General features: G+C 61.4%; 20 protein-coding genes. 6 read left to right on the forward strand and 14 right to left on the reverse strand.

Annotated features, from left to right (window positions below; translation table 11 throughout):
- Positions 1-33: 33 nt before the first annotated feature.
- The 14 genes from ACIQUF_RS03970 to paaF all read right to left on the reverse strand — a co-directional run bounded on the left by ACIQUF_RS03970 (position 34) and on the right by paaF (position 13,439).
- The gene (locus ACIQUF_RS03970) at positions 34-1,266 is read right to left on the reverse strand and encodes an OprD family porin (protein WP_403128677.1); all 1,233 of its coding nucleotides are present in this window, start codon (positions 1,264-1,266) and stop codon (positions 34-36) included.
- A gap of 25 nt (positions 1,267-1,291) precedes the next feature.
- Entirely contained in the window at positions 1,292-2,854 is a 1,563-nt protein-coding gene (locus tag ACIQUF_RS03975; RefSeq protein ID WP_403128679.1) for a cation acetate symporter, read from the reverse strand.
- Entirely contained in the window at positions 2,851-3,159 is a 309-nt protein-coding gene (locus ACIQUF_RS03980; RefSeq protein ID WP_016391704.1) for a DUF485 domain-containing protein, read from the reverse strand. The genes ACIQUF_RS03975 and ACIQUF_RS03980 overlap by 4 nt, the downstream gene beginning before the upstream one ends.
- 152 nt (positions 3,160-3,311) lie before the next feature.
- The gene (gene paaE / locus ACIQUF_RS03985; protein WP_403128681.1) at positions 3,312-4,388 is read right to left on the reverse strand and encodes a 1,2-phenylacetyl-CoA epoxidase subunit PaaE; all 1,077 of its coding nucleotides are present in this window, start codon (positions 4,386-4,388) and stop codon (positions 3,312-3,314) included.
- Positions 4,389-4,403: 15 nt separating this feature from the next.
- Complete coding sequence (gene paaD / locus ACIQUF_RS03990) at positions 4,404-4,937, reverse strand: 1,2-phenylacetyl-CoA epoxidase subunit PaaD (protein WP_403128683.1); 534 nt, start codon at positions 4,935-4,937, stop codon at positions 4,404-4,406.
- Positions 4,924-5,682, reverse strand: coding sequence for a 1,2-phenylacetyl-CoA epoxidase subunit PaaC (gene paaC / locus ACIQUF_RS03995; protein WP_403128684.1), 759 nt, complete (start codon positions 5,680-5,682; stop codon positions 4,924-4,926). The genes paaD and paaC overlap by 14 nt, the downstream gene beginning before the upstream one ends.
- Before the next feature lie 8 nt (positions 5,683-5,690).
- Positions 5,691-5,972: a 1,2-phenylacetyl-CoA epoxidase subunit PaaB gene (gene paaB / locus ACIQUF_RS04000; RefSeq protein WP_400800885.1), complete on the reverse strand. Its 282-nt coding sequence runs from the start codon at positions 5,970-5,972 to the stop codon at positions 5,691-5,693.
- A gap of 25 nt (positions 5,973-5,997) precedes the next feature.
- A complete protein-coding gene (paaA, locus tag ACIQUF_RS04005; RefSeq protein WP_400800888.1) occupies positions 5,998-6,987 on the reverse strand; it encodes a 1,2-phenylacetyl-CoA epoxidase subunit PaaA in 990 nt (329 codons plus the stop codon).
- 239 nt (positions 6,988-7,226) lie between these two features.
- Positions 7,227-8,546, reverse strand: coding sequence for a phenylacetate--CoA ligase PaaK (gene paaK, locus ACIQUF_RS04010; RefSeq protein ID WP_403128686.1), 1,320 nt, complete (start codon positions 8,544-8,546; stop codon positions 7,227-7,229).
- A gap of 110 nt (positions 8,547-8,656) precedes the next feature.
- Positions 8,657-9,877: a 3-oxoadipyl-CoA thiolase gene (gene pcaF / locus ACIQUF_RS04015; RefSeq protein WP_403128687.1), complete on the reverse strand. Its 1,221-nt coding sequence runs from the start codon at positions 9,875-9,877 to the stop codon at positions 8,657-8,659.
- Positions 9,870-10,325 (reverse strand): hydroxyphenylacetyl-CoA thioesterase PaaI, encoded by a 456-nt coding sequence (gene paaI / locus ACIQUF_RS04020; RefSeq protein WP_403128689.1) that lies wholly within the window; start codon positions 10,323-10,325, stop codon positions 9,870-9,872. The genes pcaF and paaI overlap by 8 nt, the downstream gene beginning before the upstream one ends.
- Entirely contained in the window at positions 10,318-11,835 is a 1,518-nt protein-coding gene (paaH, locus tag ACIQUF_RS04025; RefSeq protein ID WP_403128691.1) for a 3-hydroxyacyl-CoA dehydrogenase PaaH, read from the reverse strand. Before paaH ends, paaI begins: the two co-directional genes overlap by 8 nt.
- Before the next feature lie 2 nt (positions 11,836-11,837).
- Complete coding sequence (paaG, locus tag ACIQUF_RS04030) at positions 11,838-12,629, reverse strand: 2-(1,2-epoxy-1,2-dihydrophenyl)acetyl-CoA isomerase PaaG (protein ID WP_403128693.1); 792 nt, start codon at positions 12,627-12,629, stop codon at positions 11,838-11,840.
- 36 nt (positions 12,630-12,665) lie between these two features.
- Positions 12,666-13,439 carry a 2,3-dehydroadipyl-CoA hydratase PaaF gene (gene paaF / locus ACIQUF_RS04035; RefSeq protein ID WP_403128695.1) on the reverse strand — a complete coding sequence of 258 codons (774 nt, stop codon included), beginning with the start codon at positions 13,437-13,439 and terminating at the stop codon, positions 12,666-12,668.
- A 279-nt stretch (positions 13,440-13,718) separates the two neighbouring features.
- Here paaF and paaY point away from each other — a divergent pair, with 279 nt between their 5' ends.
- From paaY to ACIQUF_RS04065, 6 genes are all read left to right on the forward strand, one after another.
- Positions 13,719-14,318, forward strand: coding sequence for a phenylacetic acid degradation protein PaaY (paaY, locus tag ACIQUF_RS04040; RefSeq protein ID WP_403128696.1), 600 nt, complete (start codon positions 13,719-13,721; stop codon positions 14,316-14,318).
- A 77-nt stretch (positions 14,319-14,395) separates the two neighbouring features.
- The gene (gene paaX / locus ACIQUF_RS04045) at positions 14,396-15,319 is read left to right on the forward strand and encodes a phenylacetic acid degradation operon negative regulatory protein PaaX (RefSeq protein ID WP_403128698.1); all 924 of its coding nucleotides are present in this window, start codon (positions 14,396-14,398) and stop codon (positions 15,317-15,319) included.
- 102 nt (positions 15,320-15,421) lie between these two features.
- Positions 15,422-17,137 carry an ATP-binding protein gene (locus ACIQUF_RS04050; RefSeq protein ID WP_403128699.1) on the forward strand — a complete coding sequence of 572 codons (1,716 nt, stop codon included), beginning with the start codon at positions 15,422-15,424 and terminating at the stop codon, positions 17,135-17,137.
- A 1,284-nt stretch (positions 17,138-18,421) separates the two neighbouring features.
- The gene (locus tag ACIQUF_RS04055) at positions 18,422-19,624 is read left to right on the forward strand and encodes a zinc-dependent alcohol dehydrogenase (protein ID WP_403128701.1); all 1,203 of its coding nucleotides are present in this window, start codon (positions 18,422-18,424) and stop codon (positions 19,622-19,624) included.
- A gap of 13 nt (positions 19,625-19,637) precedes the next feature.
- The gene (locus ACIQUF_RS04060) at positions 19,638-19,871 is read left to right on the forward strand and encodes a PLD nuclease N-terminal domain-containing protein (protein ID WP_403128703.1); all 234 of its coding nucleotides are present in this window, start codon (positions 19,638-19,640) and stop codon (positions 19,869-19,871) included.
- A gap of 32 nt (positions 19,872-19,903) precedes the next feature.
- Positions 19,904-21,229 (forward strand): SDR family oxidoreductase, encoded by a 1,326-nt coding sequence (locus ACIQUF_RS04065; RefSeq protein ID WP_403128895.1) that lies wholly within the window; start codon positions 19,904-19,906, stop codon positions 21,227-21,229.
- Positions 21,230-21,283: the final 54 nt, after the last annotated feature.

Raw genomic sequence — 21,283 nt, forward strand, 5'->3', positions numbered from 1 at the left:
TCTCCATGCGATTCAAGTGGGGTGAGGGCGCTGTTACCACAGCGCCACGGTGTAGCCGATGATCAGGCGGTTTTCGTCCACGGCGTTGGTCAGGCCATTGCCGGAACGGAAGGTGACGTTGCGCCAACGCAGGCTGACGTCCTTGAATGGGCCGCTCTGGATGACGTAGGTCAGGTCGGTGTCGCGTTCGCGCTCACGGCCATTGCTGACGGTGGCTGTCTCGGCGTGGCGGCCGTCGGTGTAACGGGTCATGAAGCTCAGGCCCGGAATACCCAGGGCGACGAAGTCGTAGTCGTAGCGCACCTGCCAGGAGTCCAGGCCAGCGCGGGTGAAGGTGTTGTAGGTCACCAGGTTGACGGTGAACGGGTCGCCGCCGTTGACGAACGGGAAGGCGCTGTTGCCGGACATCTGCTGCCAGGTGGCGGTGAATTTATGGGCGCGCACGCCCAGGGTGAACATGACGTTGAAGTTGCGGTTGTCGATGTTGCCAGCGCGTTCGGCGCCGTCGTTGCGGCTGTCGAAGTAGCGCAGGTCGGTGCGCAGGCTCAGGCCTTCGCCCAGCGGGCGGGTATCGACCAAACCGACGAATTGCTGGCGGTAGATGTCTTCCAGCTTGGCGTAGTAGTAGCTGAGGCTGGTCTGCGGGGTGATCGCGTAGCTGCCACCGCCGAAGTCGAGGTGGTCACTGCTGGCGGCGCCGTAGCCCATGTCGTCGCGCCCGGACGAGTCGCGCAGGTTGGTTTTGCTGAGACGCCCGGCATTCAGAGTCAGCCGGTCGATGTCCTGGCTGGTCAGCTGGCCGCCCTGGAAGGTGGAGGCCAGCAAGCGACTGTCGTTGTACACCACCACCGGCAGGATCGGCTGCAGGGTGCCAAGGCGCAGGGTGCTCTTGGCCGCCCGCAACTTCCCGGTCAAACCCAGCTCACTGTAATTGTCGACCGGTTCATGGCTGTTCGGGCCGAACGGCAGCAGGCCGGTGTTGCGCCGGTCGGGGCTTGAGTCGAGCTTGATGCCCAGCTGGCCCATGGCGTCCACGCCAACGCCCACCGGGCCTTCGGTGAAACCCGATTCCAGTCGGGCGGTAAAGCCCTGGCCCCATTCCTCGGCCTTGGCTTGCGGCGCATTGTTTTGCCGGAAGTCACGGTTGAGGTAGAGGTTGCGCAGGTCCAGCCGTGCGTGGCTGTCGCCGATGAAGTCCGCCAGGGCCGGCAAGGGCAGGGCGAGTGTGGCCAGCCACGCGGCAGACGTGAAGTGCATGCAGTTCATTGGTGTGGTTTCCCAGAGTCAGAGTTCAGTGCTTGCTGGCACCCGCGGCGCCGATGCCGGTCATCGAGCGAATGAACTGGGCGAGGTAACGCCCACGTTCCTCGTGTGCACGCTCAGAGGAATCCGTCACCGAAAACGCCCAGGCGCCGAGGAACGCAAGGCTCATGGAGAACAGGGCTGGGTTGCTATAGGGAAACAATGCTTGTTCGTGGTGCAGCACGTTGACCCACACCGCCGGGCCCAATACCACCAGTACCACTGCCGAAACCAGGCCGGCCATGCTGCCGCACACCGCACCACGGGTGGTCAGGCCTTTCCAGAACATCGAAAGCAGCAACACCGGGAAGTTGACCGAGGCAGCCACGGCCAATACCAGGCCGGACAAGAAAGCGATGTTCTGCGACTCGAACACCAGGCCCAGCACCACCGCCAGCATGCCGATCACCAGCGTGGCGATGCGCGATACGCGCATTTCCTGCTGTTCCGTGGCCTGGCCCTTGCGCATCACGCAGGCATACAGGTCATGGGACACGGCCGAAGCACCGGACAGCGCCAGGCCCGCCACCACGGCGAGGATCGTGGCGAAGGCCACGGCAGAGATGAAGCCCAGGAACAGGTTGCCGCCCACCGCTTGCGCCAGGTGCACAGCGACCATGTTGCCGCCGCCGATGATGGCGCCGCTGGCATCCCGGTAGGCCGGCTCGGTGCCGACCATGACAATGGCGCCGAAACCGATAACGATCAGCAAAAGGTAGAAGTAGCCAATGAAGCCGGTGGCGTAGAACACGCTCTTGCGGGCTTCCTTGGCATCACTGACGGTAAAGAAGCGCATCAGGATATGCGGCAGGCCGGCGGTGCCGAACATCATGCCCAGGCCCAGCGATATCGCGTCGACCGGGTTCGACAGCAAGCCACCGGGCGCCATGATCGCTTGGCCCTTGGCGTGAACGGCAACGGCGTTGGCGAACATCGCCTCAGTGCTGAAGCCAAAGTGCTTGAGGACCATGAACGCCATGAACGTAGTGCCCGACAACAGCATGACCGCCTTGATGATCTGCACCCAGGTGGTGGCGAGCATGCCACCGAAGGTGACGTAGGCAACCATCAGTACCCCAACCAGCATGACCGCGTAGAGGTAGCTGATGCCGAACAACAGTTCAATCAGCTTGCCGGCCCCGACCATCTGCGCCACCAGGTACATCAGCGCCACCACCAGGGTGCCGAAAGCTGACGTCAGACGCACCGGGGTCTGCGCCAAGCGGTACGAGACCACATCAGCGAAGGTGTACTTGCCCAGGTTGCGCAGGCGCTCGGCGATCAGGAACAGGATGATCGGCCAGCCGGCCAGTACGCCCAGTGCATACAGCAGGCCGTCGTAGCCGTTCATGAACATCATGGCCGATATGCCCAGGAACGACGCGGCGCTGATCATGTCACCGGCGATCGCCAGGCCGTTCTGCATGCCGCTCAGGCCGCCGCCAGCGGTGTAGAAGTCGCTGGCCGAACGGGTGCGCAGGGCGGCCCAGCGGGTCACCAGCAGGGTGAAGCAGACGAACACCATGAACATCGAGATGGCAGTCCAGTTCATTGCGCGCACTCCTGCTTGACCTTGTCGTTGAGCGGGTCGAGCACGTTGTTGGCGCGGTGCACGTAGATACCGGTGAGGGCGAAGGACAACAGCACCATAAGCACTCCGACCAGCATGCCGACGGTGGTGACGCCGCCGCTCAGGGATTGGCCCAAGGTGCTGGGGGAGAACGCCACCAGTAGGACGAAGCCGTAGTAGATGACCAGCATGGCCAGGGTCAGGCTGCCGTTGAGGCGGCGTTTACGCCGGACCAGGTGTTGGAAGTCGGGGTGGTTGCTGATGCTCTCGATGTGTTCGGGGGTCATGGCAAGCGATCTCTTGGTGTTGTAATTGTTTTTGGTGAGGTCACGCGGGTGTTGCGGTGTCGCTGAGGGCGCTATCGCGGATGAATCCGCTCCTACAAGAGCGGCGCAGACCCTGTAGGAGCGGATTCATCCGCGAAAAAGGCGACCCGGTCTTACAGTTGATCGAAATCGAGCACCACCTTGTCGCTGACGGGGTAGGTCTGGCACGACAGCACATACCCGGCCGCCACTTCGTAGTCCTCCAGCGCATGGTTGCTGTCCATCTCCACCTCGCCCTCGATCACCCGGCACTTGCAGGTCGAACACACCCCGGCTTTGCACGAGTAGGGCAGCTCGGCGCCGATGGCGTTGCCGGCGTCCAACACGTTTTGGGTGTTGCGCGGCAAATCGAAGCTGAGCGCGCGGCCATCGCTGATCACGGTGATGTGGCTAAGCGCCGAATCTACCTGGCGCGCCGCCTCACGGGCTTCGCGACGGGTTTCGCTGCCGTCAGCGGCGAACAGTTCGAAATGAATGCGGTCTTTCGCCATGCCATTGGCCTGCAAGCTGTCCCGCACGGTTTCAGTCATGGCTTGCGGGCCGCAGATGAACGCTGCGTCGAGGCTGGCCACGTCCATCCAGCGGGAGAACAGCTGGCCACATTTGTCGGCGTCGATACGGCCGTTGTACAGATCGACGTCTTGCTGCTCGCGGCTGAACACGAAAATCAGGTTGAGGCGATCGAGGTAGCGGTTTTTCAAGTCTTCAAGGGTGTTGCGAAACAGCGCGCCCGAGCTGGAACGGTTGCCGTACAGCAGGGTGAAGCGGCTGTGTGGCTCACTGGCCAACGTAGTGGCAATGATCGACAAAATCGGCGTGATACCGCTGCCGGCGGCCACGCCAAGGTAGTTGCCCTGGCGGGTTGGTTGCAGCGGCACGAAGAAATTGCCAGACGGCGGCATCACCTCCAGTTGCGCGCCCGCTTTGAGCACGTCATTGGCGAACGCCGAGAAACGCCCACCTGGCACGCGCTTGACGGCCACGCGCAGCTCGCCGTCCTGCACCGCGCTGCAGATGGAGTAGGAACGGCGCACTTCTTCATTGTCCAGCTGGGCACGCATCACCAGGTACTGGCCCTGGGTGAAGCGGAAGGCGTCCTGCAGATGCGACGGCACGTCGAAGGCTATCGATACCGCGTCGCGGGTTTCGTTGCGCACTTGCTTGATGGTCAGGCTGTGAAACTGGCTCATGGTGGTCTCCACGGCTCAAATGCATTTGAAATAGTCGAACGGCTCCAGGCACGCGCGGCAGCGGTACAGCGCCTTGCAGGCCGTAGAACCGAACTGGCTGAGCAGTTCGGTGTGCTGGCTGCCGCATTGCGGGCAGCACACCTCGGGCGCCTCACCGAGCAAGCTGCGTTTGCTGGTGCTGCCGCTGGGCGGGGCGATGCCGTAGGCATGCAAGCGTTCACGGCCCAGCGCGCTGATCCAGTCGGTGCTCCAGGCCGGGGTCAATCGGCGTTCGAGTTCGGGCGCGGGAAAACCGGCCCGCTCCAGCGCCTGACGGATATCCCCCTCGATCACCTCGGTGGCCGGGCATCCGGAGTAGGTGGGCGTGACCACCAGGTGCAGGTGGCCGGCACGCCAGTCCAGGTCGCGGACAATGCCTAAGTCGACGACGCTGACCACCGGCACTTCGGGGTCCATGACCTGGCCCAGCACGTCCCAGGCTCGCGCCAGGTCATCGCCGTGCTGCGCCCGGGCGCCGCGATCGCCGACGATCAACTCACCAGGTTGCATCGGGGTAGGCCCTTGGCAGGAACTGCATTTCGGCCAGAAGCAAGCCGAGGTGCTCGGTGTGCAGCCCTTTGCGGCCACTGAGGTAGAAATGGCTAGCGGCCTTGGGCAGCGGCAGCGACACAGTGGCGAAGGTGGTGCTGACCTGCCTGAGCCAATCGGCACCAACCTGCACAGGGTCGGCAGCGATGCCAGCTTCGGCCATGTGCACCTCGTGATCGCTGCCCGCCGTGAGTTCTACGGTAAAGCGCCACAGCGCCGGGATCGCTTCCAGCATGCGTCGACGGCTCTCGTCAGTACCGCCGCCGAGGCGCTGCACCCATTCGGATGAGCGGCGCAAGTGGTAGGTGACTTCCTTCAACGCCTTGGCAGCGATACCGGCGATGCGCGCGTCGTTAGAGTCGGCAAGGCGCTGGAGCACGGCATGGTGCCAGGCGTCATAAAGGAATTGCTTGGCCATGGTCACAGCGAAGTCGCCATTGGGCTGCTCGACCAGCAACAGGTTGCGATAGGCCCGTTCATCACGGCGAAAGGCCAGGGCATCGGCATCGCGGCCGTCGTCCAGCAGCTCGGCGGCGTACTCCAACCAGTTGCGCGCCTGGCCCACCAGGTCGAGGCCGACGTTCATCAAGGCCAGCTCTTCTTCCAGAGCCGGTGCGTGGCCGCACCATTCGCACAGGCGCTGGCCCTGGACCAGGGCACTGTCGCCGAGCAACAGCAGGTAAGGGATGAGATCGTGCTTGTGCATGGCCAACCTCACATGTGCCCGACTTCGTCGGGCAGTTCGTAGAAGCTGGCGTGGCGATAGACCTTGTCGTCCGACGGCGCGAACAGCGGGTCTTTTTCGTCAGGCGAGGAGGCGGTAATCAGCGCCGAGGGTACCACCCACAGGCTGACCCCTTCGCTGCGCCGGGTGTACAACTCGCGTGCATTTTCGATCGCCATGGCGGCGTCGGCGGCATGCACGCTGCCGACATGCTTGTGGTTCAGGCCGTGCTTGCTGCGCACGAATACCTCGAAGAGGGTCCAGACAGACATTTCAGATCTCCGCATCAATCGCCGCTCAGGCGGCGTTCTTGTTCTGTTGCTTGCGTGCATAGGCCACGGCCGCTTCGCGCACCCAGGCGCCATCCTCGATGGCCTTGCGCCGGGTGGCGACGCGTTCCTGGTTGCACGGGCCGTTGCCCTTGATGACTTCATAGAACTCATCCCACTGGATTTCGCCGAAGTCGTAGTGGCCACGGGCTTCGTTCCATTTCAGGTCAGGGTCGGGCGCGCTGCAGCCGAGCAGTTCGAGCTGGGGCACGGTCTGGTCGATGAAGCGCTGACGCAGCTCGTCGTTGGTCTGACGCTTGATCTTCCAGGCCATTGACTGGGCGCTGTTGGGGGAGTGTTCATCGCTGGGCCCGAACATCATCAAGGCCGGCCACCACAGGCGGTTGATAGCGTCCTGGACCATGTCCTTCTGCGCCTGGGTGCCCTGGCGCATCATGGTCAGCAGCAGCTCGTAGCCCTGGCGCTGGTGGAAGCTTTCTTCCTTGCAGATGCGCACCATCGCGCGGGAGTAGGGGCCGTACGAGGTGCGCTGCAGCACCACTTGGTTGACGATGGCGGCGCCATCCACCAGCCAGCCCACGGCGCCCATATCGGCCCAGCTCAATGTCGGGTAGTTGAAGATGCTCGAATACTTGGCCTTGCCGCTGTGCAGCTTGGCGATTTCTTCATCGCGGTCGGCGCCGAGGGTTTCCATGGCGCTGTACAGGTACAGGCCGTGGCCGGCTTCGTCCTGGATCTTGGCCATCAGCTGCAGCTTGCGCTTGAGGCTGGGGGCGCGAGTGACCCAGTTGCCTTCGGGCAGCATGCCGACGATCTCCGAATGAGCGTGCTGGGAGATCTGCCGGATCAGGGTCTGGCGGTAGGCCTCGGGCATCCAGTTCTTGGCTTCGATCTTGATCTCGGCGTCGATCTTTTCCTGGAAGTTGCGCTCTTCTGGCGACATCTCCTCCAGCGACTTGACGCGCTTGACTCCGGTTTCCACTAGCTGTGCGTACATGTTCCGACTCCTGCTGAGGCATGAGTCATTTGTAAGTGATACAAAACATAACGTCAAACAGTTTTGTTGGTATCAAATAAGATTTGTGTATCACATGCCGACCTCTTCGCGGGCAAGCCCGCTCCCACAGGGCTCCCTGCATGACCTGTAGGAGCGGGCTTGTCCCGCGAAGAGGCCATCAGCCACAACACAAAAAAAAGCCCCAGCCGAAGCCGGGGCAATAATGGACAGCTGTTGTATCAGCTGGCCAGGCGCTTATCAAAAACGTGACAAGCCTTGCCTTCAGAGCGCTTCAGCGTCCCGCAAGGTTGCAACCGCACCTGGGTACTGATGCCGATGTAGGTCTTGATCTGCTTGGTCAATTCACCGGTAAGCAGCTTGCGGTGCCCTTCATCCATGCCCTGGCAGTCGGCACGCAGCTCCACATGTACTTCGACACTGTCCAAATTACCATCGCGATACAAATGTATCTCGTATAGCTCGGAAAGATGTTTTATTTTAAGCACCTGCTCCTCAATCTGCGTCGGGAACACGTTGACCCCGCGAATGATCAGCATGTCGTCGCTGCGCCCAGTGATCTTGCCGATGCGCCGCATCGGCCGCGCCGTGCCCGGCAGCAAGCGGGTCAGGTCGCGGGTACGGTAGCGCACCATCGGCAACGCCTCCTTGCTGAGCGACGTGAACACCAGTTCGCCGAGTTGCCCGTCAGGTAACACAGCGCCGGTCACCGGATCGATGATTTCGGGGTAGAAGTGATCTTCCCAGATGGTCGGGCCATCCTTGGTCTCGATACACTCCATGGCCACACCTGGCCCCATGATCTCGGACAGGCCATAGATATCCAGCGCATCGATACCCAGGCGCTGCTCGATGGAGCGGCGCAGCTCGTCGGTCCAGGGCTCGGCGCCGAAAATGCCGAGGCGCAGTTTCAGGTCGTGGGGGTCGATGCCCTGGCGTTCGATCTCGTCGGCCAGGTTGAGCATGTAGGACGGCGTGACCATGATGATGTCGGGCTGGAAGTCGCGGATCAGCTGCACCTGCTTCTCGGTCTGGCCACCGGACATGGGGATCACGGTGCAACCAAGGCGTTCTGCGCCGTAGTGCGCGCCTAGCCCACCCGTGAACAGGCCGTAGCCGTAGGAAACATGCACCTTGTCGCCCTTACGCCCGCCGGCGGCGCGGATCGAGCGGGCGACCACGTTGGCCCAGGTGTCGATGTCGGTCTGGGTGTAGCCGACCACGGTGGGTTTGCCGGTGGTGCCGCTGGAAGCGTGCAGGCGCACCACCTCCTGCTGAGGCACGGCGAACATGCCGTAGGGGTAGTTGTCGCGCAGGTCGTTCTTGCCCGTGAAGGGGAACTTCGCCAGGTCGTCGAGCGTTTTCAGGTCATCGGGGTGGGCGCCGCATTCGTCGAAGCGTTTGCGGTACAGCGGCACGTTGTCGTACGCGTGTTGCAGGCTCCAGCGCAAACGTTCCAACTGGTGCTGACGCAGGGCGTCGACACTGGCGGTTTCCATCGGGTCCAGCAGGGCATGATCGGCATCATGGTACATGTTCATGGCTTCACTCGAATTGTTCTTGTAGACCGGCGCTTCCTGGTCAGAAAGGGGCCGTGAGTGTCATGGACGCAGCATAACCGGCGGCGTCGCGTTCAGTAACAAGCCATTGGTCAGAGACGTTCGATGACCATGGCGATGCCTTGGCCGACGCCGATGCACATGGTGCACAGGGCGTAGCGTCCGGCGGTTTCTTCCAGTTCGTGCAGGGCGGTGGTGACCAGGCGTGCGCCGCTCATGCCCAGCGGGTGGCCCAGAGCGATGGCGCCGCCGTTGCGGTTCACACGCGCATCGTCGTCTGCCAGGCCCAGCTCGCGCAGTACGGCCAGGCCCTGAGCGGCGAATGCCTCGTTGAGCTCGATGACGTCCATGTCGGCCAGCGACAGGCCGGTCAGTTCCAGCACCTTGTGCGTCGCCGGTACCGGGCCGATACCCATGATGCGCGGCTCGACACCGGCCACGGCCATGCCGACAATTCGTCCACGTGCCTTGAGGCCATGCCGGCGAGCTGCTGCGCTGCTGGCCAGCAGCAGTGCACAGGCGCCGTCGTTCACCCCTGACGCATTGCCTGCCGTGACGCTGCCGCCCTGGCGGAACGGTGTGCCGAGTTTGGCCAGCTGTTCCAGTGTGGTGTCGGCGCGTGGGTGTTCATCGTGCTCGACGCAAATGGCCGGGCCTTTGCGCTGGGTGATCTCGACCGGCACGATTTCCCGCGCCAGGCGACCACGGGCCTGGGCGGCAGCGGCCTTGTGCTGGCTGCGCAGGGCGAAGGCGTCCTGGTCGGCACGGGAAATGGAGAACTGTTCAGCGACGTTTTCCGCCGTCTCCGGCATCGAGTCGATGCCATACTCGGCCTGCATCCGCTTATTGACGAAACGCCAACCAATGGTCGTGTCGAACAACTCGGCGCTGCGGCCGAATGCCTGTTCCGACTTGCCCATGACGAAAGGCGCACGCGACATCGATTCGACCCCGCCGGCCAGCATCAGCCCGGCCTCGCCACAGCGCAAGGCGCGGGCGGCATTGCCGATGGCGTCCATGCCCGAGCCGCACAGGCGGTTGATCGTGGTGCCCGGCACGCTGATCGGCAAACCGGCCAGCAGCGCGGCCATGCGCGCCACGTTGCGATTGTCCTCGCCGGCCTGGTTGGCGCAACCGAGAATCACATCATCGATGGCGTTCCAGTCCAGTTGTGGGTGGCGTGCGATCAGCGCCTTGATCGGCACAGCGGCCAGATCGTCGGCGCGCACGCTGCTGAGCGCGCCGCCGTAGCGGCCAATCGGCGTGCGCACGGCATCGATGATCAGCGCATCGAGGGGCGTGTGTTCAGTCATTTGCGGTCTCCTGCGCGATCACCGTGCCGCGCACTTTGTAGGATTTGCCGTGGAAGAGGGCGATCAGCTCGCCGTGCTGGTTTTCAATGCGCACGTCGTACAGGCCGGTGCGGCCCTTACGGCTCAGTTCGGTTGCGGTCACCGTAAGCACATCGTCGCGCAGGGCTGGGGCGACATAATCGATGCTGCAGCCCAGCGCGACAGTGGCTTCGTCGTAGCTGTTACAGGCAAAGGCGAAGGCCGAATCGGCGAGGGCGAACAGGAAACCGCCGTGGCAGGTGCCATGGCCCTGGATCATGTCGGCGCGGACCGGCATGCTCAGCCGCGCCTGACCGGCGCTGGCCCCCAGCAGGCGGATACCCAAGGCCTGGCTGGCCTGGTCGCGGGAGAACATCGCATCGGCGCAGGCCTGGGCCAGTTCGTCCGGGGTGCGTTGCAGGTCAGTCATGCAGGCGGGCTCCTTGAGCGTGGCTGCGGCGCAGCAGCAGGGAAGGGCGGTAGCGGCTTTCGCCGTAACTCGATTGCAGGTTTTCCAGCACGCGCAGCGTGTAACCCAGGCCGATCTGCTCAGCCCAGGCCAGCGGCCCACGTGGGTAATTGACCCCGGCACACATGGCCAGGTCGATGTCGGCAGCGCTGCCAACGCCTTGCAGCACCGCGTCAGCCGCTTCATTGGCGAGCATGGCCACTGTACGCAGCACCACCAGCCCGGGCAGATCGGCGACCGGCGCCACCTTGATGCCTGCGCGCTGCAGCAGCGCAACCACCTGGTCGCGCGCAGCGACAGCCGTGTCGGCAGACCAACTGATGGCAACGCGCGTGGCCGTGCGGTAGTCCAAGGCCAGGTCGATCAGCACCAGGTTGCGCAAGCCTTCTTCACGTGCACGCTGGCTGGCCAGGCGACCGTCAGACAGCGCGAGTGTGGCGTCACCGACCTGAATCAGGCTCCTGCCTGCACGCTCAGTAAGGGCGGCCCCGCTGTCGCGCAAACGCTCGACCAGACCCTGCAGCGGGCCAAGATCGCCCTCAATCAAGCAGTGCTCAATTGTCAGCGGACTGTGCAGTTCGGTCGCTTGCGGGCGCTCGGCGCCTTCGGCGTAGCTATAGAAGCCCTGGCCGCTTTTGCGCCCTAGGCGGCCGGCATCGACCAGCTCTTTCTGCACCAACGAAGGCTGGAAGCGGAAATCACCATAAAAGGCATCGAAGACCGAACAGGTCACGGCGTAGTTGACGTCATGGCCGATCAGGTCGGTGAGTTCGAATGCGCCCATGCGAAAACCACCAGCATCTCGCAACAATGCATCGAGCGTCGCGCAATCCCCCGCACCTTCTTGCAGCAGGCGCAGGCTTTCGGCATAGAATGGCCGCGCCACCCGGTTGACGATGAAACCGGGTGTTGAACGGGTATGGACCGGCTTTTTGCCCCAGGCCTTCGCCGTTTCATAGAGGCTTGCAGCAACGGCTGGCTTGGTCGCAAGGCCCGAAACGATTTCAACCAGCGCCATCAGCGGCGCCGGGTTGAAGAAGTGCATGCCGATCACATTCTCAGGCCGGGCAAGGCCAGCCGCCAGGCTGGTGATCGACAAGGACGAGGTATTGCTGGCCAGGATGCAGTCGTCTGCGCACAGCGCCTCAAGCTGGCGCAGCAGGTCTTGTTTGACCTGAAGGTTTTCGACGATAGCCTCGATCACCAGCCGGGCGTCGGCCAGGGCTTCGATCGTTTCTTCCGGCTGCAGCCGCGCAACGATGGCCTCGCGGGCCTCCGGCTGCAGCTTGCCTTTTTCCACCAGGCGCCCGAGCTGGCGATCGATGCCTGCCACAGCCTGTGCTGCGACACCAGGGCGGTTGTCGTAGAGTTTCACCCGGTGGCCAGCCTGGGCGGCCACCTGGGCAATGCCGGCCCCCATGGCACCGGCACCGATGACTGCCACCAGTGCGTTATTGTCGAGTGCGCTCATGCTCAGCGCCCCTTGAATTCAGGTACGCGTTTGTCCATGAAGGCGCTAACGCCTTCGCGATAGTCTTCGCTGCGCCCGGCGAGGCGCTGCAGATCACGCTCAAGCTCCAACTGCTGATCGAAACCATTATCGAAGCTGGCGTTGAGGCTGCGCTTGATCAACGCCAGGCCGTAGGTCGGCTGGGTGGCCAGGTGGCGGGCGAGGGCGAGGGCCTCGTCACGCAGCTCGGCATCATCGACCACCCGGTGAATCAGGCCCCACTGCTGGGCCTGCTCGGCACTCAGGCGCTCGCCAAGCATTGCCAGCGCCTTGGCCCGGGCCATGCCGACCAGGCGCGGTAGCTGCCAGGTGCCACCTGAGTCCGGCACCAAGCCAATTTTGCAGAAGGCCTGGATGAAACTGGCCGAACGTGCCGCCAGCACGAGGTCGCAGGCCAGGGGTATGTTCGCCCCGGCGCCCGCCGCTACGCCATTCACGGCGCAGATGACGGGTAACGGCAGGTCGCGCAGGGTGCGCACCAACGGGTTGTAGAACTTGTCGATGGACTCGCCTAGATCAGGCATCGCCGCACCGGGTGCGACATTGCGGTCGGACAGGTCCTGGCCCGCGCAGAAGCCACGGCCTTCGCCCGTCAGCAGCAGGACTCGCGCATCACTGCTCTGGCGCACCTGTTTGAGTGCTTCGCGTACCTCCAGGTGCATCTGCGTATTGAAGCTGTTGAGCTGCTCGGGCCGGTTGAGGATGAGCTGGGCAACACCGCCCTCGATGGAAAACAGGATGTGCTCGTACGTCATGGAAGGCTCGCTCCGTCAGGGGATGGGAAGGGCTGGTCAACGGCCTTTGAACTGGGCCGGGCGTTTTTCCTGGAAGGCGCGGATGCCTTCGTCACGGTCGGCGGTGCCGGCCAGCAAGGTGAAGGCGTGGCGCTCAAAACGCAGGCCGCTGGCAAGGTCGGTGTCCCCGGCCTTAAGCAGCGCCTCCTTGGCCAGGCGTACCGCCAGCGGCGCCTTGGCGGCAATGCTGCGGGCCACCTGAAGCGCGCGCTCGACGGTCAGTTCGGGCTGGGTGATTTCGCTGACCAACCCGGCCTGCAGCGCATGCCTGGCATCGATTGCCACGCCGGTCAGCACCATCTGCATCGCCAACGGCTTGCCGACGGCGCGCAACAAACGCTGGGTGCCACCGGCACCAGGGATGATGCCCAGGTTGATTTCCGGCTGGCCGAAGCGCGCATCGTTACCGGCGATGACAATGTCGGCGCACATCACCAGCTCACATCCACCGCCCAGGGCGTAGCCGTTCACCGCGGCGATCAGGGGTTTAGGGAAGGCGGCGATGCGCTGCCAGTGGGCAACGCGCGGGTCGTTGAGGATGCCGACCAGATCACGCTCGGCCATTTCGCGGATGTCGGCACCGGCAGCGAACGCCTTGCGGCTGCCGGATATGACCACGGCACGGGTCTGCTCGTCGTTTTCGGCGGCAGCGAGTTCGGCGGCCAGCTCTGCCAACAGCTCGGTGCACAGAGCATTGAGGGCTTCTGGGCGTTGCAGGGTGACCAGGCGAACGCCGTAGTCAGTCGCCTGCACATCGAGAAAACGCGGCATGTCGGGATCCTCAGGCTGCTTGCACGGCGCATCGGATGGCCGGCATTTATTGGAATTGTTTGCAGGGGCGATGCTGGAGCACACCCAGGTGGCCCCATATAACCACTATGCGATACGGTTTTACAACACAGAAATGTGAATTACGTATCTTGTTATTCGATTGTCAGCCGTGTAAATGCTCCTTAATCCTTCGGAGATAAGGCTTTAATAGCGATTGACCGCTCGTACGTTAACGATACAAGATCGCTTCGAAATTAAAACAAATTAAGGAGAGATAATATGCCTTGCTACCGCCTCGAAGGCTTGACGCCAGTCGTCGACCCTACGGCCTATGTCCACCCGAGCGCGGTGCTGATCGGTGATGTCATCATCGGTCCGCACTGCTACGTCGGGCCTTTGGCTTCACTGCGCGGCGACTTCGGCCGCATTGTCCTGCAAGAGGGCGCCAATCTGCAGGACACCTGCGTGATGCATGGTTTCCCAGGAGGCGACACGGTGATCGAGCGCAACGGCCATGTCGGCCATGGCGCGGTACTGCATGGCTGCCGCGTTGGGGCGGATGCTCTGATCGGGATGAATGCGGTGGTCATGGACGGCGCCCACATCGCGCCACGTTGCATCGTCGGCGCCACGGCCTTCGTCAAGGCAGGTTTCGAATGCGCTGAACAAAGCCTGGTGCTCGGTTCTCCCGCCCAGGCCAAACGCCAGCTGACCGATCAGGAGCTGAGCTGGAAACAGCGTGGCACCGCCGAATACCAACGCCTGAGCCAGCGCTGCATGGCCAGCCTGGTCGAGTGCCCCCCATTGGCCGAGCCTGAGGCCGAGCGCCAGCGCATGAGTGACGGCGGCTTCAGGCCAAAAGCCGAGGAGGGCGCATGAGTCTCCCTGCAAAGCGTAATGGTCAGGCGGGACGCGGCACAGGTATAGTCGGTGCTTTCCCCGCGCACAGTTCCTCCATGAGCAACCTCGTCCCGCTGAATCACCTGATCACCCGCTTCCAGGAGCAGACGCCGATCCGCGCCAGTTCGCTGATCATCACCCTCTACGGCGATGCCATCGAGCCCCACGGCGGCACGGTCTGGCTCGGCAGCCTGATCAACCTGCTGGAACCGATCGGCATCAACGAGCGGCTGATCCGCACCTCGATCTTCCGTCTGACCAAAGAAGGCTGGCTCAGCGCCGAAAAAGTCGGCCGGCGCAGCTATTACAGCCTCACCGGCACTGGCCGGCGACGCTTCGAGAAAGCCTTCAAACGTGTCTACAGCACCAGCCAACCAGCCTGGGATGGTGCCTGGACCCTGGTCTTGCTGTCGCAGCTCGACGCCAGCAAACGCAAAGCCGTGCGCGAAGAACTGGAATGGCAGGGATTCGGTGCCATGGCACCTAACGTCCTCGGCTGCCCGCGCGCGGACCGCGCCGACTTGACCGCAACCCTGCGTGAGCTGGAGGCGGGCGACGACAGTATCGTGTTCGAGACCCATACTCAGGAGGTCTTGGCTTCCAAGGCGCTGCGCGCCCAAGTGCGGGAAAGCTGGCGGATTGACGACTTGGGGCAGCAGTACAGCGAGTTTATTCAGCTGTTTCGGCCACTGTGGCAGGCATTGAAAGAACACACGGAGCTCAACCCAGAGGACTGTTTCCTGGCCCGAACCCTGCTGATTCATGAGTACCGCCGGCTGCTGCTGCGTGATCCGCAGCTGCCGGACGAGCTGCTGCCGGGTGATTGGGAAGGCCGGGCAGCGCGGCAGTTATGTCGCAACCTCTACCGCATGGTGTTTGCCCCGGCCGAAGCATGGCTCAATAACGCATTGGAAACGGCTGACGGGCCGTTGCCGGACGTGAACGAAAGCTTCTACAAACGTTTTGGTGGCCTGGCTTGAGGTGGTAGGGCTTAATATGCACCTGACCATGTTGAAGGAACCGACATGACGCCCCTCACTCAACACACCCCCCAGGACGCCGAGTTGTCCGATATCGACCTGTTGCACAGCATCAGCGTCGCACTGCTCGGCGAACACGACCGTCAGGCGCTCTATGGCAAGATCGTTGATGCTGCAGCGAGTATCACGGGCTCGCAGTTTGCCACGATGCAGGTGCTGTGCCCGCCCGATCATGGCTCTGGGCACGGCGGCAAGCTGCAACTGTTGTGCTCGCGTGGCCTGCCACCGGATGCCGTTCAGTTCTGGCAGTGGGTGAATTACAACGCGCTGAGCAGCTGCGGACTGGCACTCAGACGTGGTAAGCGGGCAATCATTGCGGACTTTGAGCTGTGGGATGAAATCGCCGGGACCGAAGAGCTGCTTGCCTTCCGCAGCGCCGGCATTCGCGCTGCCCAGACAACGCCATTATTGTCACGCAGCGGCCAATTGCTAGGGATGATGTCTACCCATTGGACCCGGCCGCATGACCCTTCGCAGCGGGTATTGCGCCTGCTCGACATCCTCGCGCGCACGGCTGCCGACCTACTGGAGCGTACGCTGGCCGAAGAGGCGCTGCGCGAACTCAACGAGACGCTGGAACAGAGGGTGGCTCAGCGCACTGCCGAGCTGATGGCAGTTGAGGAAAAACTGCGTCAGTCACAAAAAATGGAAGCAGTCGGCCAGTTGACTGGCGGCCTTGCCCATGACTTCAACAATCTGCTCGGCAGCATCAGTGGCTCCCTGGAACTGCTCAACCAGCGCATCCAGCAGGGGCGCATGGCAGAAGTGGAGCGGCACATCAACGCAGCGCGCAATTCCGCCAGCCGCGCGGCAACCTTGACCCACCGCATGCTGGCGTTTTCTCGCCGGCAAACCCTTGAGCCCCGGGCAGTAAACCTGAACGCGCTGCTGGAAGAAATGAGTGAAATGGTTCGGCGTACGGCAGGGCCCGGTATTCAGGTCGAAACCTTGTGCGACAAGGCCCTGTGGCCAGCCTTTGTCAATGCCAGCCAGCTCGAAAATACCTTGTTGAACCTGTGCAACAACGCGCGTGACGCCATGCCAAAGGGCGGCCGGATACAGCTTGTGGGCAGCAACCTAAAGCTAGCCGAGCCAGAGGCCCAGCACCTTGAAATTGAGCCTGGGCAGTATGTTCATTTGCAGGTGACCGACAACGGTATTGGCATGCCGCCCCACGTGCTCGCTCACGTCTTTGAGCCATTTTTCACCACCAAACCCGCAGGGCAGGGTACAGGCCTTGGCCTTTCGATGATCTACGGCTTCGCCCAGCAGTCGGGCGGCCAGGTGAAAATCCGCTCAACCGTTGGCGAAGGCACCTCAGTTGACCTGTATCTACCTCGACATCTCGGCGTGGTGCCCGAGCCGGAAGTGATCGATGGCAGCGAATCTTCGCGGGAGCTACAACGGGGCAAGACGATATTGCTGGTTGAAGACGACACGATCATGCGCATGATCGTGTCGGAAACGCTTGAGGACCTTGGCTACCAGATACACGAGGCAGCCGACGGAGTGGCCGCTTTAGCGCTTTTGCGCTCAGGTGCGAGCATCGACCTGCTGCTCAGCGACGTGGGCTTGCCGGGCGGTATGGATGGGTGGCAGCTGGCTGAACAAGCGACCACCATCAACGGTTCGTTGAAGACATTGTTCATCACCGGCTACTTGCAGGACGACGACTTGAAGGTGGGCAAACATGTACTGACCAAGCCCTTCACCCTGAAGGCATTGGGCGTCCGCGTTGGCGAACTGTTGGCCGGGTAGGCTGGTGTTGATAGCGGTTGGGTTTAATTATAACTACGCTAAATAGTCATTTAGCGTAGTTATTCCTTGGGGGCATATTAATAAGGCAGGGTAGCTTATCTGGTGAGCTTCGGCGGCAGTCACAATCCAGGAGCACCATTCAATGACTCACTTTCCAGGCTGGATGCTTGAAAGCGCCCAAAACTACCCCAAGGCCGCTGAACTTCTAGACGCCCAAAACCTCCTGCATGTCGCCATGGTCAATGCAGCGATCGGTGTGGGTCCTGCTGAAAAGCTTTATTGCTGTGCCAGATCAACACCAAGGAGCGTCCGGCGAAACCTATAAGCTCTACGTCGAAGCACTCAAAACCGGCTCACCAGCACCTGCAATCAATCGGCAAGATTCCACCCAAACAAAAGCGTGACGCGCACGATCTGCTGATGCTGTTTCACGCGATTCCTGCAGCGATTCGTGAGAGCCTGCCAGGAACACTCATTCGAGCGGTATCGCGATGTATTCAACAACAGCCGGTATCAGTATGAGTCGGACAGCTTGAAATGTTCTGATCCAGTGCTGATGAGGTTGCTGCGGTGGACGCTGGACAACGTGGTTGGTTACTAAAATGAGCGCGGCTCGCAAGATCCGTTCGTGCTGTGTTACATCGCTGAGGTCCAAGCTCGATCTGCAGTACAGTGATCGAGATCAGGGGCCTGGCTTCGAATGTGCCCACCCCCGGCCCCGGTAGCCCCATACGAAACTACGCATAATGCATATTATGTTAAATCATATCTGCACGTCTTTTCGTAAACTTGTCAGCGTAATGCTTCAGCCACGTTCACCCATCCACCGACCAAAAGCATACGTAAGGATGCAATCCCAGGCTCACAACAACCGAAGGCTCTGAAAAATACGTACCTCAGCCCTTGCTCGCTGGTCCAGAATCCATGGTCTGATATGAGGACGAGTAGCGGCCAGCTTCTTCCTGCCCCCGGTCAATTGCAAGCGCTTATTGTGAATAAACATGTTTGTTCTCCTCGCGGCTGATCAAGCGCTCTAATAAGTGCGCGCCTTCTATGAGTGGGAGCAAGCTGCAATCAATACGTGCTAACGCACCACGATTTTTCAGGACGAAAGGAAAAATGGAAAAGGTTCAAGCTAAGTTTTAGAAATAAATAAAAAATAACTGTACCCCAACAGTTAGCGCCTAAGTTAACCAGTTAATCAGTTTGTCTGAACTTTGTTAATGCACATGGCTTCCCCTGCATACCCATCACGGAAATATGCGACTGCAGGAGCCGGCATCCATGAGAGCACTGACCTACCACGGAGCAAACGACGTCAGGGTCGATAACGTCCCTGATCCCATCATCGAGGAAGCTGACGACATCATCCTAAGGGTCACCGCCACGGCGATATGCGGCTCCGACTTGCACCTCTATCGAGGCAAAATTCCAGAAACCGAAGCGGGTGATATTTTCGGTCATGAGTTCATGGGGGTCGTCGAGGACACCGGAAGCGCCGTCACCAATCTACAAATAGGCGACCGGGTGGTGATTCCCTTCGTGATCGCTTGCGGAAGCTGCTTTTTCTGTCAACACGATCTATTCGCCGCCTGCGAGACCACAAACACCGGGCGCGGATCGATCATCAACAAAAAAGGCATTCCACCAGGCGCAGCGTTGTTCGGGTACAGCCATCTGTATGGCGGCATCCCTGGAGGCCAAGCCGACTATGTCAGAGTACCCAAAGGTAACGTCGGGCCGTTCAAAGTGCCCACCACCCTCGCCGACGACAAAGTGCTGTTTCTCTCCGACATCCTTCCCACCGCTTGGCAAGCCGTCATCAATGCCGAAATCGGCCAGGGTTCATCGGTAGCGATCTACGGCGCGGGGCCAGTGGGTCTACTGAGCGCCGCCTGCGCACGGATGCTCGGCGCTCAGACCATCTTCATGGTGGATGACAACGACTACCGGCTGGTCTACGCCCAGGAAGCCTATGGCGTCATCCCCATCAACTTCGAAAACGATGACGATCCTGCCGACAGCATCATTCGTCAGACACCCGGCATGCGTGGCGTAGACGCGGTCATTGATGCGGTCGGATTTGAAGCCAAAGGCAGCACCACGGAAACCGTGATGACGGCGCTGAAGATCGAAGGCAGCAGTGGTAAGGCGCTGCGCCAGAGCATTGCTGCAGTCCGTCGTGGCGGGGTTGTCAGCGTGCCCGGTGTCTATGCGGGATTCATTCACGGCTTCATGTTCGGTGACGCCTTCGATAAAGGTCTGACCTTCAAGATGGGTCAGACCCATGTCCAAAAGTACCTTCCCGAACTGCTCGAACATATAGAAGCCGGACGCCTCCAGCCCGAGCTGATCGTCACCCACCGCCTTGCCTTAGAGGAGGCAGCCATGGGCTACAAGATGTTCGATCAGAAAGAGGACAACTGCCGCAAGGTCATCCTCGTGCCAGGTGCTGCCCCAGGCACCCTAGGCCCTGACTACGTGTAGAGGAGGAAGGGTCATGAACGGTCTCGCCAGTTACTTCTGGATTGCCGTCGCGGCAATTCTACTACTCATCGACCTGTGGGCCATCGTCAGCGTGTTCCGCAGCGACAAAACGGATGTCGTCAAAGCGGCCTGGGCCCTCCTGATCGTGGCACTACCACTTGTTGGTCTGGGCATATGGGGAATTGCTGGCCCGCGAGGCATTAAACGGGGCACCGGGCCGACTTCCGACGAGCACAGCAAAGGCTGATATTCCAGACCCAACCTCAAGAGGTTTGCATGATGGTCGATCAAGCGACAGGTATGAAATCAGGCGAACGCTACCGTGTGGAAAACGTGGAGCGAGCGCATCAGTTTCCAGGGTTCTTTCAAGACGGAAAGTATTATCTAGGCCCCGAGCTTCTCACCGCCGTGGGATGGCTCGAAGGAACACGCTTCATCTACGACAGCCTGGATGCTGAAGGTGAACCCGTGTATCCAAACAAAGAGGCAGGTACGGTCGAAGGGCTGACCTTGACCTTGATCGATGGCACCGCCCTTGAGCTCTCTCTAGTCGAGGCCGACGAACTCATCGCCCCGCTTGATCACCCTAGCACTGGCACAGAGCAAGAGGCGCCCCGCAGTCGATATCCCGTGAGTGGGCCGCTGCGGGGCAAAGTCGTGGTTATCACAGGGGCATCCAGCGGCATAGGCCGCGCCGCCGCACACGCCTTTGCCTGTAAAGGTGCACGCTTGGTGCTCGCGGCCCGCGATGAAGAAGCGTTATTCGACGTCCTGGATGAATGCACCGATTGTGGTACGGATGCCATAGCGATCACGACCGACGTCACGCACAGCGATCAGGTTCAAGCGCTGGCCGCGCAGGCCTCAGAATTTGGCTATGGACGGATCGATATCTGGGTCAACAACGCCGGAGTTGGGGCGGTCGGAAACTTCGAGGATACCCCACTGGAAGCTCACGAACAGGTCATCCAGACCGATCTGATCGGATACCTGCGAGGTGCCCACGTTGCCCTTCCCTTCTTCAAAGCACAAGGTAGCGGCATTCTGATTAACACCCTGTCGCTGGGCAGCTGGGTAGCCCAGCCCTATGCAGCGGCTTATTCGGCGAGCAAGTTCGGCTTGCGTGGATTGACCGAGGCGCTGCGAGGAGAGCTGACTCAGTTTCCAGACATCCATGTGTGCGACATCTATCCAGCAGTCATGGACACACCCGGATTTCGAGACGGGGGCAACTACTCTGGACATGCGTTGACACCGCCAGGCCCCATCTATGACCCCGAACGGGTAGCCAAGGCAATGGTGGCCTGTGCTATCTCGCCTCGCGCTCATACAACGGTCGGCACTGCTGCTCGCCTCGCGCACTTGGCCAGCTACCTAGTACCAGGATTGTCTTTGTTGTCTGGGTGGGTGACGCGATGGGGGATGAATCGCAGCCCCACAGCCGAAAAATCATCTGGCAACCTGTTTGCGCCTCCAAGTGACAGAAGAAGTATCGACGGAGGGTGGAGGAAACCAAAGGATAAAACGCCGCTGTTAATCGGCGCTGCTGCGCTTGGAATCATCGCAGGTTTAACAATTGCCAGTTCACGACGCAGGAAAAACTAGAAAGGCAGCAGTTGCAGCTGGGTATGGACGGAGCGTCTCGCTTTCACTTCGAAG

The organism is Pseudomonas sp. NPDC090233 (assembly GCF_044772285.1).
In the GTDB taxonomy this organism is placed as follows: Bacteria; Pseudomonadota; Gammaproteobacteria; order Pseudomonadales; family Pseudomonadaceae; genus Aquipseudomonas.